The sequence below is a fragment of the Labrys sp. LIt4 genome, assembly GCF_017813775.1.
Lineage (GTDB): Bacteria > Pseudomonadota > Alphaproteobacteria > Rhizobiales > Labraceae > Labrys > Labrys okinawensis_A.
Genome location: NZ_JAGIPY010000004.1, coordinates 304,742 through 318,467 on the forward strand (window position 1 = coordinate 304,742; position 13,726 = coordinate 318,467).

The 13,726-nt window shown below is 64.9% G+C and carries 12 protein-coding genes and 1 tRNA gene; 4 read left to right on the forward strand and 9 right to left on the reverse strand.

Annotated elements, in window-relative coordinates:
• Window positions 1-117: 117 nt before the first annotated feature.
• From J8I29_RS09770 to J8I29_RS09780, 3 genes are all read right to left on the reverse strand, one after another.
• A complete protein-coding gene (locus J8I29_RS09770; protein ID WP_209431631.1) occupies window positions 118-1,341 on the reverse strand; it encodes an integrase arm-type DNA-binding domain-containing protein in 1,224 nt (407 codons plus the stop codon).
• 189 nt (window positions 1,342-1,530) lie between these two features.
• Window positions 1,531-1,615 (reverse strand) — tRNA-Leu (locus tag J8I29_RS09775).
• A 251-nt stretch (window positions 1,616-1,866) separates the two neighbouring features.
• On the reverse strand, window positions 1,867-2,244 hold the full coding sequence (locus tag J8I29_RS09780; protein ID WP_209431497.1) for a VOC family protein: 378 nt from the start codon (window positions 2,242-2,244) through the stop codon (window positions 1,867-1,869).
• A gap of 412 nt (window positions 2,245-2,656) precedes the next feature.
• On the opposite strand from J8I29_RS09780, the gene J8I29_RS09785 reads away from it, so the two are divergent.
• Both J8I29_RS09785 and J8I29_RS09790 read left to right on the forward strand, forming a co-directional pair.
• Window positions 2,657-4,597: an extracellular solute-binding protein gene (locus J8I29_RS09785; RefSeq protein WP_209431498.1), complete on the forward strand. Its 1,941-nt coding sequence runs from the start codon at window positions 2,657-2,659 to the stop codon at window positions 4,595-4,597.
• 161 nt (window positions 4,598-4,758) lie between these two features.
• Window positions 4,759-6,594: an extracellular solute-binding protein gene (locus J8I29_RS09790; RefSeq protein ID WP_209431499.1), complete on the forward strand. Its 1,836-nt coding sequence runs from the start codon at window positions 4,759-4,761 to the stop codon at window positions 6,592-6,594.
• Between the two features lie 96 nt (window positions 6,595-6,690).
• On the opposite strand, the gene rplS is transcribed toward J8I29_RS09790, so the two are convergent.
• The 6 genes from rplS to ffh all read right to left on the reverse strand — a co-directional run bounded on the left by rplS (window position 6,691) and on the right by ffh (window position 11,553).
• On the reverse strand, window positions 6,691-7,059 hold the full coding sequence (rplS, locus tag J8I29_RS09795) for a 50S ribosomal protein L19 (RefSeq protein ID WP_068291206.1): 369 nt from the start codon (window positions 7,057-7,059) through the stop codon (window positions 6,691-6,693).
• A gap of 238 nt (window positions 7,060-7,297) precedes the next feature.
• Window positions 7,298-8,008 (reverse strand): tRNA (guanosine(37)-N1)-methyltransferase TrmD, encoded by a 711-nt coding sequence (gene trmD / locus J8I29_RS09800; protein WP_105861043.1) that lies wholly within the window; start codon window positions 8,006-8,008, stop codon window positions 7,298-7,300.
• 209 nt (window positions 8,009-8,217) lie between these two features.
• The gene (locus tag J8I29_RS09805) at window positions 8,218-8,928 is read right to left on the reverse strand and encodes an HAD-IA family hydrolase (protein ID WP_209431500.1); all 711 of its coding nucleotides are present in this window, start codon (window positions 8,926-8,928) and stop codon (window positions 8,218-8,220) included.
• Window positions 8,918-9,511, reverse strand: coding sequence for a ribosome maturation factor RimM (gene rimM, locus J8I29_RS09810; RefSeq protein ID WP_209431501.1), 594 nt, complete (start codon window positions 9,509-9,511; stop codon window positions 8,918-8,920). Before rimM ends, J8I29_RS09805 begins: the two co-directional genes overlap by 11 nt.
• A 65-nt stretch (window positions 9,512-9,576) precedes the next feature.
• On the reverse strand, window positions 9,577-9,942 hold the full coding sequence (gene rpsP, locus J8I29_RS09815; RefSeq protein WP_105861046.1) for a 30S ribosomal protein S16: 366 nt from the start codon (window positions 9,940-9,942) through the stop codon (window positions 9,577-9,579).
• Between the two features lie 54 nt (window positions 9,943-9,996).
• On the reverse strand, window positions 9,997-11,553 hold the full coding sequence (ffh, locus tag J8I29_RS09820) for a signal recognition particle protein (protein ID WP_209431502.1): 1,557 nt from the start codon (window positions 11,551-11,553) through the stop codon (window positions 9,997-9,999).
• Window positions 11,554-12,092: 539 nt separating this feature from the next.
• On the opposite strand from ffh, the gene J8I29_RS09825 reads away from it, so the two are divergent.
• Window positions 12,093-13,022, forward strand: coding sequence for a glutaminase (locus J8I29_RS09825; RefSeq protein ID WP_209431503.1), 930 nt, complete (start codon window positions 12,093-12,095; stop codon window positions 13,020-13,022).
• Between the two features lie 76 nt (window positions 13,023-13,098).
• Complete coding sequence (locus J8I29_RS09830; protein ID WP_105861049.1) at window positions 13,099-13,611, forward strand: DUF1993 domain-containing protein; 513 nt, start codon at window positions 13,099-13,101, stop codon at window positions 13,609-13,611.
• Window positions 13,612-13,726 lie beyond the last annotated feature (115 nt).

The window sequence follows — 13,726 nt, forward strand, 5'->3', positions numbered from 1 at the left end:
CCGAACGCAAATCGGACATGAGGTGCGGACGCGAAGGTGGCGCGGTGTGGGATTTTGTGCTGCGGCGGTATTCTGACAGTAGGGCGTCAGCTTCGAAGCAGCACTAGCGAATTGCATCTAGCTTCCTCTGACGATCGCCAGGACCTTGCCGCCTTCACGAAGCCGATCAATGTAATCGGCCCACCACTGCATCATCGCCTTGCGCTCTTCCCAAAAATCGGAGCGCAGATAGGCGCGGCGGATTTCGTCGGCGCCAATATGGGCGAGAGCGGCCTCGATCACGTCCGGGCGCCATTTGCCGCTTTCGTTGAGCAGGGTAGAGGCAGTGGCGCGGAAGCCATGCGCAGTTGCTTCCTCCTTCGCATAGCCGAGCCGGCGCAGGGCGGCGTTGAGCGTGTTCTCGCTGATTGGGCGAGCGAATGTGCGCACGCAGGGCAGCACCAGCCTCCCCTTGCCGCTTAGCGCCTGCAAATCTTTGAGGATCGCGACGGCCTGCTGAGACAATGGGATGCGATGGGGCCGGCGCATTTTCATGCGGCTTGTCGGAATCTCCCAGGCAGCCGCCGCAAGGTCGAACTCGGCCCATTCCGCCATGCGCAGTTCGCCCGGCCGGGGAAACAGATAGGCCATCAATCGCAAGGCGGCTTGCGTCGTGGGCTGGCCGTCGAAATCTTCGATCGAGCGTAGCAGTGCACCGAAGGCGGTCGGCTTGAGCAACGCGGCGCGGGGAGTCACGGTCGGTGTTGTCAGCGCGCCCTTTAGGGCCTGTGTCGGATCATTCTCGCAAAGGGCGCTGGCAATGCCATACCGAAACACGGCGCCGATGGTGGAGCGGAGGCGGTGGGCACTTTCATAGGCCTCGCGTGCTTCCACCTTGCGCAGCACGGCGAGCACCTTGGCCGAACTGATCTCGCCGATCTTGAGCTTGCCGAGGTCAGGCAAGGCGAAGTCGAGCAGCCACTCTATTTTCTTCATAGTGGCGGGCGCCCGGCCTTCGCGCTTGAGCTTGGCAACATAGCCTTCCGCTACCGCCTTGAAGCTGTCTGCGGCGGCTTCCTGAGCGATGCGGGCCGCCTTGGCTTCCTGCTTGGCATCAGAGGGGTCGATACCACCAGCGACCAGCGCACGGGCTTCGCCGCGGGCTTTGCGAGCCGCCACCAGCGTGATCGCGGGATAGGGGCCGATCGCCAGAAGCTTGCGCTTGCCGGCGAAGCGATAGTCCTGCCGCCAAAGTTTCGAGCCGTTCGGCATGATCCAGAGCTGCAAACCCTGGCCATCCGAGAGCTTGCGCACCGATTCTGTCGGCTTGGCGGTTCGGCATTCGATGTCTGTCAGCGGCATGGCGGCGCCCGAATGGTGGTATCGCGTACCACCACATCCTAGCAGATTCCGAGGGTGATACCACCATCCGTACCACCACGCAGTCCGGCTGTAGGCGCACGGAAACGAACCGCAGCGAACGGTTTTTGTGCTTAAGTCTTTGATTTTTGGAGGATTTTGAACTTCCGCGAACATCGTCGAAAGTGGAAGTGGTGCCCCTAGCCGGAATCGAACCAGCACTCCTTGCGGAATCCGATTTTGAGTCGGACGCGTCTACCAGTTCCGCCATAGGGGCAACGCGGGCGGCACTATAGCGAGGGATGGAGCGGCGTCAATCCGCGATTGCGGGCTCTCTCCGTGCAATCGCGTGGAAAGGAATATGTCATCCCGTGCGGGTTGCATCATGAAATGACGCTGCGCAGTCAGGCCAAACCAGAGGTTTGGTCCGGGGATCGCAAGACGAATGAGGCGCTTTTTCCGGCAAACGATCCCGTATCTGCGCTGCAGCACTGCGTGCCGCAACGCGCACGGGATGACAAGACCTCTTCACCCGCTCGTCAGGCCGTGGATGTTGCCGTCGGGGTCGCGGAACCAGGCGAGTTCGAGGTCGCCGGTGCGGTGGATGTCGCCGTCGAGCGTGGTGCCGGGGATCTCGTAATGCTCGAAGGCAACGCCCTTGGCTTTGAGGGCCTCGACCAGGCGGGGCATGTCGTCGCCCACCACCCAGGTCACGGCGGTGGCGTGGTTGGTGCCGGCATTGGCGGAGACATAGACGAGCACGATCGAGGGGCCGGCCTTGTAGGCGATGGCGCTGCCCTCGTGCTCGAAGGCGACCTCCAGCCCGACCAGATCCTCGTAGAAGCGCCGGGTCGTGGCGAGATCGCGCACGGGCAGGGTGGCGACGGCGAGCTTTGCTCCCAGCATGGCGGTGCCTCCGGATCGCGCCTCTTGCAGTCCCGCCGCACCGGCCCGCGCCGGGGGGCGCCGCCATGCGATGCAGGATGCGTCCATGAGGATAAGCCCGGCCGGACGTGTTGGCACGCGCTTTTGAGGCCCGTGGCGGGCGCAAAGCGCGTCCAGCCGCGAACGCTTTGTGCTCTCCCGGCGGATTCGGCACCTCTTACGGTTGGGTGCGGGTGATCCAATCGCCGAATGCCCTGCAAGGTGAACACGATGTCATCTTGCCGAATCAGCTGCATTTCCGCCGCATTGGCTCCTATCCTCGATGGTTTGCCGCCGCTGCCCGCCAGCGGCGCCTGCAGGCCGTGCCCTACAAGTCCCGGCCGCCCCCGGCCCCGTCTCCCTGCCGATGGCAAGGGAAACCCACGGAGATCCCATGCGCCCCGTCCGTTCCCCTCTCGCCTCGGCCGCCCTCGCCGCCTTCGCGACCCTGGCCCTGCTCGCGCCTCAGCAGGTTTTGGCGCAGGAGGCAGCCAAGCCGGCCCAAGCCCCTGCCGGCGCGGCGGCGGGCGCGACGCCCCCCTGGCGCATCGGCTTGTCCCTGCTGGGCGAGCCCAAGCACAAGGAGGCTTTCGACCATTTCGACTATGTCAATCCCGATGCGCCCAAGGGCGGCCGGGTGCGGCTGGCGATCAGCGGCACCTTCGACAATTTCAACATCGCGCTGATGGCGATCAACGGCGTCTCGGTGAAGGGCAACATCGAGGCCGGCGTCACCAATGTCTATCAGAACCTGATGACATCGGCGCAGGACGAGGCTTCCACCGAATATGGCGAGATCGCCGATGCCGTGCGCTTTCCCGACGACATCTCCTCGGTGACCTTCCGCATCAATCCCAAGGCGCGCTGGAACGACGGCACCAAGCTGACGCCGGAGGACGTGGTGTGGTCCTTCGAGGTGCAGAAGGCCAACAACCTGCAGACCGCGCAATATTATCACGACGTCACCAAGGCCGAGGTCAGCGCGCCTGACCAGGTGACGTTCTCCTTCTCCAGCAAGGGCAATCGCGAGCTGCCGCAGATCCTCGGCCAGCTCTATGTCATGCCCAAGCATTGGTGGCTGGCCAACGGACCGGACGGCAAGCCGCGCAACGTCGCCAACACCACGCTCGAGCCGCCGCTCGGCTCCGGCCCCTACCGCCTCAAGAGCTTCGAGGCCGGGCGCGGGGCCGTCTATGAGCGCGTGAAGGACTGGTGGGGCGCCGACCTGCCCACCGCCAAGGGCCACTATAATTTCGATGAGATCCGTTACGACTACTACACCAATGCCCAGCAACTGCCGGAACTGTTCAAGAGCGATTCCTACGATTTCCGGCTGGAGAACGTCATCGCCAACTGGATGACGCTCTACAACATCCCGGCGGTGACGGAAGGACGCATCGTCAAGCAGGATTTCCCGTCCAACACCATCGGGCGCATGCAGGCCTTCGCCTTCAATATCAGGCGGCCGAAATTCCAGGATGTCAGGGTTCGCAAGGCTTTCAACCTGGTCTTCGATTTCGAGACGCTGAACCGCACGATCTTCTTCAACAAGTACAAGCGCATCGGCTCCTATTTCGCCGGGCTCGACGAACTCTCGTCCAGCGGGTTGCCGCAGGGCCAGGAGCGCGACATCCTCGAAGCGATCAAGGACAAGCTGCCGCCTGAGGTGTTCACCACGCCCTATGCCAATCCCGTCAATGGCAGCGACGAGGCCCAGCGCGCCAACATCCGCGCGGCCATCGGCCTCCTGAAGGAAGCCGGCTGGGAGTTCAAGGACCGCAAGCTCACCAATGTCGGGAACGGCGAGGTGATGAAGGTGGAGATCCTTCTCTCCAGCGACACCTTCACCAAGATCACCCTGCCCTATGTCGAGAATCTCAAGCGCCTCGGCATCGAGGCCTCGGTGCGCGTGGTCGACGAGACGCAGTTCAACCAGCGCGAGAACAATCGCGATTTCGACATGATTCTGTTCGGCGTGGGCCAGACCCAGTCGCCCGGCAATGAACAACGCGATTATTGGGGCTCTGCCGCCGCCGACAAGTTGACCTCGCGCAACATCATCGGCATCAAGGATCCGGCGGTGGATGCGCTGGCCGACCGTATCGTCTACGCCAAGGACCGGGCCGAGCTGGTCGCCACCACCAAGGCGCTGGACCGGGTGCTGCTTGCCGGCAATTATGTGGTGCCGATGTTCTATTCCGATGTCTGGCACACTTTGCGCTGGAACCGCTTCGGCCAGCCGGCCGTGCTGCCGAGCCAGAGCCCGACGGGCGGCTTTCCGACCGTCTGGTGGTATGACTCGGCCCTGGCCGCCAAGACGGGGGCGGCGAAGTAGACATCGTCATCCCGTGCGCGGCGCAGCGCGAAGCGGTGCGACGCAGACACGGGAGCGGGCTCCGGATAGGGGGCTCTTTTCGTCTTGCGATCCCGGATCAGCGCCGCATCGCTTCGTGCTGCAGCGCGTCCGGGATGACCCGTGTATCAAGGACCCCGCCGATGGCCGACCTCGACCGCCGTATGCTCCTCAAGACCGGCTTTCTCGGCGCCGCCTGCGCCCTCCTGCCAGCGGGAGCGCGGGGGCAGGAGATCGAGAGCCACGGCCTGTCGACCTTCGGCGATCTCAAATACGGGCCCGGCTTCCAAAAATTCGACTATGTGCGCGCGGATGCACCCAAGGGGGGCGCCTTCTCGCAGCTGGTCTACCAGACCGGCTACAACCAATCCTTCAACTCTTTCGACAGCCTGCACATCTACGTCCTCAAGGGCACGGGCGCGGTGGGGATGGACGCCACCTTCGCCACGTTGATGGCGCGGGCTCTGGACGAGCCGGATGCGGTGTATGGCTATGCGGCCCAATCGGTGGCCGTCTCGGCCGACAGGCAGACCTATCGTTTCCGTCTACGCCCCGGCCTCAGCTTCCATGACGGCTCGGCACTGACGGCGGAGGACTGCGCCTGGTCGTTCAACACGCTGAAGGAGAAGGGACATCCCTTCATCACCGAACCGCTGCGCTTCTTCAAGGAGGCGGTGGCGGAAGCCCCCGACATCGTGCGCGTCACGCTGCTGCCCGGGCGCGGGCGCTCGCTGCCCCTGATCGTCGCCGGCTTGCCGATCTTCTCGAAGGCCTGGTGGTCGAGCCGCGATTTCACCAAATCCACCTTGGAAGCCCCGCTCGGCAGCGGGCCCTACAAGGTGGGCAAGGTCGATGTGGGCGAAGCGATCAGCTATGAGCGCGTGGCGAACTGGTGGGGCGAGAAATTGCCGACCCAGATCGGCACCAACAATTTCGACCGCCTGACCTGGCAATATTACCGCGATCCCTCGGTGTCCTTCATCGCCTTCGGCGCCGGCAATTACCGTTTCCGCGAGGAATCGAGCTCCGAGAACTGGGCCAAGGGCTATGACATTCCGCCCGTGCGCGAAGGCCGCATCAAGCGCGAAACGGTGCCCGACCACACGCCCTCGGGCGCCCAGGGCTGGTATTTCAACACGCGCCGCGCCAAGTTTTCCGATCCCCGCGTGCGCCAGGCCCTCGGTTTCGTCTTCGATTTCGAATGGGTGAACCGAAACGTGATGTACTCGTCCTACCAGCGCACGGCCTCGATCTTCGAGAATTCGCCGCTGAAGGCCGAGGGCAAGCCCGGGCCGGACGAACTCGCCTTGCTGGAACCGCATCGCGGCAAGGTGCCCGACGCCGTCTTCGGCGAAGCCCTGCTGCCGCCGGTCTCGGATGGGAGCGGCTTCGACCGCGCCAATCTGCGCACGGCGCTGGGGCTCCTCAAGGAGGCTGGCTGGAGCCTCGACAACCGCGTCCTCAAGAACGCCAAGGGCGAGGTCTTCACCATCGAGTTCCTGGAGGAGAGCGACTTCCTCTACAAGATCACGGCTCCCTTCATCCAGAATCTCGGCCGGCTCGGCATCGCGGCGAGTTTTCGCGCCGTCGATTCCTCGCAATATCAGCGCCGCACCGACGCGTTCGACTATGACGTCATCTCCCGCCGTGCCACTTACGGCCTGACCCCGGGCGAAGACATGCGCGGGCCCTTTTCCAGCCGGACGGCCGCCGTGCCTGGCTCGACCAATATTTCCGGCATCGCCGATCCGGTGCTCGACGCACTGATCGACGCCATCGTCGCCGCCGACAGCCGGGCCGCGCTCGTCGCGGCGTGCCGCGCCTTCGACCGCGTGCTGCGCTCGGGTTATTACTGGGTGCCGATGTACAACCGCCCGAACCACTGGCTGGCCTATTGGGACGAGTTCGAACATGGCGATCCCGGTGTGATCTACGACCGCGGCATCCCCGATCTATGGTGGCCGAAGAGGAAGGGGTAGATCCTGGGATCGCCCGCCGGAAGCCGTCAGTCCCAGGAAACGCAAAACGCCGGCCCGTTGCCAGGCCGGCGTCGAAATCCGTCAGAAGCGCCGGACTTACTTCTTGTAGTCGACGCGCTCGGCGATGCGGGCAGACTTGCCGCGGCGATCGCGCAGGTAATAGAGCTTGGCGCGGCGGACCTTGCCGCGGCGGACCAGCTTGATGGAATCGATCATCGGCGAGTAGAGCGGGAACACGCGCTCGACACCTTCGCCGTAGGAAATCTTGCGGACGGTGAAGCTCTCCTGCAGGCCGCCGCCGTCGCGGGCGATGCAGACGCCTTCATAGGCCTGAACGCGGGTGCGCTCGCCTTCCTTCACCTTGACGTTCACGATGACCGTGTCGCCGGGCTGAAATTCAGGAATGTCCTTGCCGGCCGAAAGGCGGGCAATTTCTTCCTGCTCGATAGTCTGAATCAGGTTCATGATCGATCTCCGCGCGTACCCGAAGGACGCATCTTGCTCTTGCTTGAAGTGGAGGCGTGCCAATACGCCATTACGCAAGGCGAGTCCACCGAATTCGGTAGGGATGGTCATCGCGGACGCGATGCAGCGCGAAGCGATGCGTCGCAGATCCGGGACAGCGATCAGGACAAGGCGCCTTTTCCTCTCCCACTCCCGGATCTGCATCGCGTCACTGCATGCTGCGACGCGCCCGGGATGACTACTTTCTCTTCTTCTGCGGCGGCTGGCGCGCCTGATAGGCCGCCCACAGGTCCGGCCGGCGCTCACGCGTCAGGGCCTCGGCCTCGCTGCGGCGCCAGGCTGCGATGTTCTTGTGATGGCCCGAGCGCAGGATGTCGGGAATTGCGCGATCCTCGAAGAGGAGGGGCCTGGTATAATGCGGATATTCGAGCAGGCCGTTCTCGAAGCTCTCCTCGTCGCCGGAGGTGGCGCCGCCCATCACGCCCGGCAGCAGTCTGACGCAGGCATCGATCAGCACCATGGCTCCGAGTTCGCCGCCGGAGAGCACATAGTCCCCGATCGAGACCTCGGTGAGGCCCCGCGCCTCGATTACCCGCTGGTCGACGCCCTCGAAGCGACCGCACACGATCACCGCGCCCTCTCCGGCCGCCAGCGCGCGCACATGCGCCTGCTGCAGGGGCAGGCCGCGCGGCGACATCAGGAGGCGCGGGCGGCCGTCGTCGCCGAGGGCATCGATGGCATCGGCCAGGACGTCGGCGCGAATCACCATGCCCGGGCCACCGCCGGCCGGCGTGTCGTCGACCGAACGATGACGCCCCTGGCCGAAATCGCGGATATTGCGTGTCTCCAGCGCCCAGCTGCCGTTCGCCAGGGCTTCACCCGACAGCGAGACGCCGAGCGGCCCCGGGAACATTTCCGGATAGAGGGTGAGGATGGAGGCGCGCCACATGTGTTAGGTGCTCCACCCCTCGCCCCCCTGCCGGGACCCAGCCAACACGAGGGAGTTGGCGATACCCAAGGGGTTCGAATGGGAGGGGGCGAACGAAATCGGAATGGTGCAGAAGGTGCCAGCTTGGCCAGATGAATTCCCTTCTCCCCTTGCGGGAGAAGGTGGCGGCAGCCGGATGAGGGGAGATGCACAAGGGCAAGAAATAGCCCTCATCCCAACAGCCCCTTGAGCCTGTCGTCCGTGAAGTCCTTGATCGAGAACACGGTGTTCGGGCCGTCGAGGGCCGCGTCGTCGAGCATGGTCTTCACACCCACGGCGCGCATGCCGGCGTTGCGGGCGGCCTCGATGCCCAGCGGCGCGTCCTCGAACACCACGCATTGGCCGGGCGCCAGGCCCATGGCGTCGGCGGCGGCGAGGAAGAGGTCGGGATGGGGCTTGCCGCGATAGCCCATGGAGGGCGAGACCACGGTGACGAAATGGCGGCGCAAATCGAGGCCGTCGAGCACCAGAGCGGCGTTCTCCGGCGTGGCGGCGGTGGCGACCGACATCTTCTGCCCGCGGACTTCGCAGGCCGCGATCAATGCCATCAGGCCCGGCATCGGCACCATCTGGCTGCGATAGATCTCGCGGTAGATCGCTTCCTTCTCCAGGCCCAGCGTGTCGAGTTCGTGCTCGCTCGCATCGGGCTTGACCAGCCCGACCACTTCGCGATTGGCGCGGCCGGCGGTATCGCGGAAGAAGCGCTCGCGGTCGAAGGCCAGGCCATGGCGCTGATGCCAGGTTTCCCAGGCGTCGTTGTGCACATGCATGTTGTCGACCAGCGTACCGTCCATGTCGAAGATCAGGCCGGCGACCGGCATCCCGGCGAGACTCCTGAAATCGCCATCCAGGCTGCCGCTCAAAATGTGGTCAGCGCTCATCGTCGCCTGTCTCCTCGTTCTCATCAGCCGCGCCAGTCTCTTCGGGCAGCACGACGACAATATGTCCGGCCTTGATGTCGATCACGGGAATGACGGCCTTGGTGAAGGGCAGCAGCAGGGGCTTGGCGCTGCCGGATGCTTCCTTGGCGCCCTCCGGTGCCTTCTTGGCGTCATCCGGCGTCACTTCGATGATGTCGCCGGCGCCGAAATCGAACAGGCCGGTGACCGTGCCGATCCTGTTGCCGTCCTCATCGCGCGCGACGAGGCCGATGAGATCGGCGTGGAAGAATTCGTCCTCGTCCTCGGGCATGCCCAGCGCGTCGCGCGCGACGAAAAGCTGAAGATTGACGAGTTGTTCGGCGCCCGTGCGGTCGCTGACACCTTCGACCCGGGCGATCAGCACGTCCTTGGCCTGGCGCAGGCTGGCGAGCTTGATCTGGCGGCCGGATTTGGTGAGGAGGGGGCCGTAATTGGCAATGGCCAGCGGTTCCTCGGTATAGGATTTCAGCCGGATCTCGCCCTTGAGTCCATGGGCCGCGCCGAAAACGCCGAGGACAACGAGGTTTTGCGGGGCAGGGGGCATGGGGAGCCTTTGGCGAAGAGCGCGGGAACCCCTCTCCCCAGCGGGGAGAGGGGAGCAGGATCGCCTTACTCGGCCGCTTCGCTGGCCGCGGCCTCGGCCTTCTTGGCCTTCTCGGCGGCGCGGTCCTGCGCCTTCTTGCCGGGAACGGCCTTGACCGGGTTGTTGCGGGTCTCGCGGGTCAGCAGGCCGGCCTCGGCGAAGTGACGCAGCACGCGGTCGGTCGGCTGGGCGCCCTTGGCGATCCAGGTCTTGGCGGCTTCCAGATCGACGGTCCAGCGCGACTTGCCCGAATCCTTGGCGATCATCGGGTCATAGGTGCCGAGCTTCTCGATGAAGCGGCCATCGCGCGGAGAGCGCGAATCGGCAACGACGACCGCGTAGAACGGGCGCTTCTTGGCGCCGCGACGGGCGAGACGGATCTTGAGGGACATGGGTAACTCCGTTTGTCAGTTTGTTCGTCGGTGAGGTGAAAGGGTTTCGGGCGGCTATTTCTTCTTGCCGCCGAAGGGGAAGCCCGGCGGCAGGCCGCCCGGCAATTTCGGTCCGCCAAGGCCGGGAAAGCCTGGCAATTTAGGGCCGCCCGGGCCGAAATTCGGCATCTGCGGCGGCAGTTTCGGCATTTCGGAGGGCATTCCCGGCGGCATCTGGCCCTTGGCGATGGCGTCCAGGGCGCCGGGCGGCAATTGCGGCATGCCGCCGCCCAGGCCGAACATCGAGGCCATCTTGCCGAGCGCGCCCTTCTTGGCCCCGCCCATCTTCTTCATCATGTCCGCCATCTGCATATGCATCTTCAGCAGGCGGTTGATCTGTTCGGGCGTGGTGCCGGAGCCGGCGGCGATGCGGCGCTTGCGCGAGGCCTTGAGGATCTCGGGCTTGCGGCGCTCTTCGGGGGTCATCGAATCGATGATGGCGCGCTGGCGCTTGAACACCTTCTCGTCGAGATTGGCGCCGGCGAGCTGGTCCTTGATCTTGCCCATGCCGGGCAGCAGGCCGAGCACGCCGGACATGCCGCCGATCTTCTCCATCTGGATCAGCTGGTCGCGCAGATCCTCCAGATCGAAGGCGCCCTTCTGCATCTTGGCGGCGATCTTGGCGGCCTTCTCGGCGTCGATCGTCTCGGCGGCCTTCTCGACCAGCGAGACGATGTCGCCCATGCCGAGGATGCGGTTGGCGATGCGGGCGGGATGGAAATCGTCGAGCGCGTCGACCTTTTCGCCGGTGCCGACCAGCTTGATCGGCTTGCCGGTGACGGCGCGCATCGACAGGGCGGCGCCGCCGCGGCCATCGCCGTCGAGGCGGGTGAGCACGATGCCGGTGATGCCGAGGCGCCCGTCGAAGGCGCGCGCGGTGTTGACGGCGTCCTGGCCGGTGAGCGCGTCGGCGACCAGCAGCACTTCATGCGGCTCGGTGACGGCCTTGACCTCGGCCGCCTCGGCCATCAGCGCCTCGTCGACCGTGGTGCGGCCGGCGGTGTCGAGCATGACGACGTCGTAGCCGCCGAAGCGGGCGGCATCCATGGCCCGCTTGGCGATCTGCACGGCGGACTGGCCCGCGACGATCGGCAGCACGGAGACGCCCACCTGCTTGCCGAGCACGGCGAGCTGTTCCATGGCGGCGGGCCGGCGGGTATCGAGCGAGGCGAGCAGCACCTTCTTGCCGAACTTGTCGGTCAGGCGCTTGGCGATCTTGGCGGTGGTGGTGGTCTTGCCGGAGCCCTGCAGGCCCACCATCAGGATCGGCACCGGCGGCACCGCCTGCAGGTCGATGGCCTGGCCTTCGCCGCCGAGCGTCTCGATCAGGACGTCGTTGACGATCTTGACGACCATCTGCCCCGGCGTCACCGATTTCAGCACCTCGGCGCCGACGGCGCGGGTGCGGACCTTGTCGGTGAAGGAGCGCACGACGTCGAGCGCGACGTCCGCCTCGATCAGCGCACGGCGGATCTCGCGCATGGCTTCGCCGACATCCGCCTCGGTGAGGGCGCCACGCCGGGTGAGCTTGTCGAGCACATCGGACAGACGTGCGGAGAGACCATCGAACATTCGTCTTTTCCTGTTTGGCCATGGCGTTTTGCGATTTGACGCCATCGTCAAGTATCGCAAAACACGCCGATATCTGCATCTTGGATGCAGATATCGGAGCCATCGTCCCGCAAGGCAAGGCGCACAACGCAAAACACGCCCGTGGGCGCATCGCGCTGACGGGCGTTGGCCTCCATCCTCTCGGGATGGTCGGCGGAAGGGCGTCTTACCCATGTAAGAACGGGGCGGGATGTAGGGGATATGGGGGCGAGAGTCAAGGAAAGCGGGTGTTTCACCCCTCATCCCCCTGCCGGGACCTCTAGTCAACTCAAGAGAGTTGACGACACCCGCAAGGGGAGAAGGAGATTAGCTCGGCTCATTTGGTGCCCTACGATAGATGCTCTATCTCAAGCCCAATAAAACCCCTTCTCCCCTTGCGGGAGAAGGTGGCGGCAGCCGGATGAGGGGTGAAGCACAGCGCTCGTTCGTCGACACCTCTTCCCAAACCGCCGCCGATTTGCGCTAAGGGAGAAGACCACCATCCAAACCCGAGGCCCGCCTTGCCCCTGCTTGATGAGATCGTCGCCGAAATCGCCGAGGAGATGGCCTCCTATAGCGAACGTGGCGAGGTGGCGAGCTATATTCCCGAACTTGCCCGCGTCGACCCCAGGCATTTCGGCATCGCCGTCATCGATGCCGACGGCAATGCCCATGTCGGCGGCGATGCCGACATGCCCTTCTCGATCCAGAGCATCTCCAAGGTCTTCACCTTGACCCTCGCCCTCGGCAAGGCTGGCGACCGGCTGTGGCGCCGGGTGGGACGCGAGCCCTCCGGCAGCGCCTTCAACTCCATCGTGCTCCTGGAGAACGAGAAGGGCATTCCGCGCAACCCCTTCATCAATGCCGGCGCCATCGCCGTCACCGATTTGATTCTGTCCGGCCACCAGCCGCGCGAGGCGCTCGGCGAGATCCTGCATTTCATGCGCTTCCTCGCCGACGATCCCTCGATCGCCATCGACGAGGCGGTGGCCGCCTCCGAGCAGCGCACCGGCTTCCGCAACGCGGCTCTCGCCAACTACATGAAATCCTTCGGCGTGCTCGACAACCCGGTCGACTACACGCTTGGCGTCTATTTCCATCACTGCGCCATCGCCATGTCCTGCCGGCAACTGGCGATGGCGGGGCGTTTTCTCGCCTCGCAGGGCCGCAATCCCTCGACCGGCCATCGTGTGGTGCAACCCGAGCGCGCCCGCCGCATCAACGCGATCATGCTGACCTGCGGCCATTATGACGGCTCCGGCGAATTCGCCTACCGCGTCGGCCTGCCCGGCAAGAGCGGCGTGGGCGGCGGCATCCTGGCGGTGGCACCGGGCAAGGCCTCCATCGCGGTGTGGGCGCCGGGCCTCGACGCCAACGGCAATTCCCATCTCGGCCGCATCGCCCTCGAGGCTCTCACCCGCCGCATGGGCTGGTCGATCTTCGGGGCGTGAGGCGAAGAACCCGTGGCCATCGGGCCTCGAGCCAAGTAAAAACAGCCCCATCGCCCAGACAGGCCCGGAGGAAATCATGTCGCTTTCATACTACCAGGCAACCGTGCCGGTTTTCGTGCACACCTTGGAGGCGCTTTCGGCCATCCTCGACAAGGCAGCCGCCTTTGCCGAGGCCAAGAAGGTCGAACCGACCGTGATGTGCGGGCTCAGACTCACCGCCGACATGCTGCCGCTCTCGCGCCAGGTCAGCACGGCCTGCGATTTCGCCAAGCTGTGCGTGGCGCGGCTTTCCGGGGTCGAGGCGCCGAAATTCAACGACGACGAGAAGGATTTCGCCGAATTGCGCTCGCGCATCGCAAGGACGCTGGAATTCATCCGCTCCGTCCCCCAGGCTGCTGTCGAGGCCGGCGGCGGGCGCGTGATCAGCCTGAAGATCGCCGGCGCGCAGCGCGAGTTGAAGCCCGACGACTATCTCAACTTCTATGCCCTGCCGAATTTCTTCTTCCACGCCACCACCGCCTACGCGATCCTGCGCGCCAACGGCGTGGAACTCAGCAAGAAGGACTATCTCGGCCCGCTGTTCGACTGAAGCGTCCGTGGGACCACCGGCTTTCAGCCGGCTCTTCCCATCCGCAAGAGCAGCGGTTCCAGGAACCGGCTGAAGGCGGTCCCAGGAGCGCCTCGACAAAGCGCTGCAATCGATC